A 534-nucleotide genomic window follows, 5' to 3' on the forward strand; every position below is an offset into this window, starting at 1 on the left:
CGGTCGTGCCGTTCGCCGGGACGCATGGGTCGGACATCTCCAATGTCGTCAGCGCCAATCTGAAGCGGTCGGGCTTCTTCGAGCCGCTGAACCCGTCCAGCTTCATCGAGACCGGCCTGACGCTCGCCAATGCGCCGAACTTCCCTCAGTGGACCCAGATCGGCGCGCAGGCGGTGCTGTATGGCGGGGTGACGCTGCGCGGCGACCAGCGGCTGGACGTCGGCTTCCGGCTGTATGATCCCTACCGCCAGTGCCAGCTGGTCAGCTATCAGTTCACCGCGACCCAGGAGCAATGGCGCCGGATCGCGCACAAGATTTCCGACATCATCTATCAGCGCATGACCGGCGAGGCCGGCTTCTTCGACTCTCGCGTGATCTTCGTGTCCGAGGAAGGCACGCAGCTGAACCGGATCAACCGTCTGACCATCGCCGATCAGGACGGGTTCAACCCGACCTATCTGACGCAGGGCGACGAGGTGATCATGTCGCCGCGCTTCTCGTTGTCGCAGCCGGACGAGATCACCTATGTGGCGC

At 63.9% G+C, this 534-nt stretch carries 1 protein-coding gene; it reads left to right on the forward strand.

Features of this window, described 5'->3' with window-relative positions; genetic code table 11:
- Positions 1-534, forward strand: a 534-nt coding sequence (locus tag JWG43_RS20675) for a beta-propeller domain-containing protein (RefSeq protein WP_205244288.1), incomplete at both ends; no start/stop codon positions are given.

It is taken from the genome of Desulfobulbus alkaliphilus (assembly GCF_016918545.1).
Lineage (GTDB): Bacteria > Desulfobacterota > Desulfobulbia > Desulfobulbales > Desulfobulbaceae > Desulfobulbus > Desulfobulbus alkaliphilus.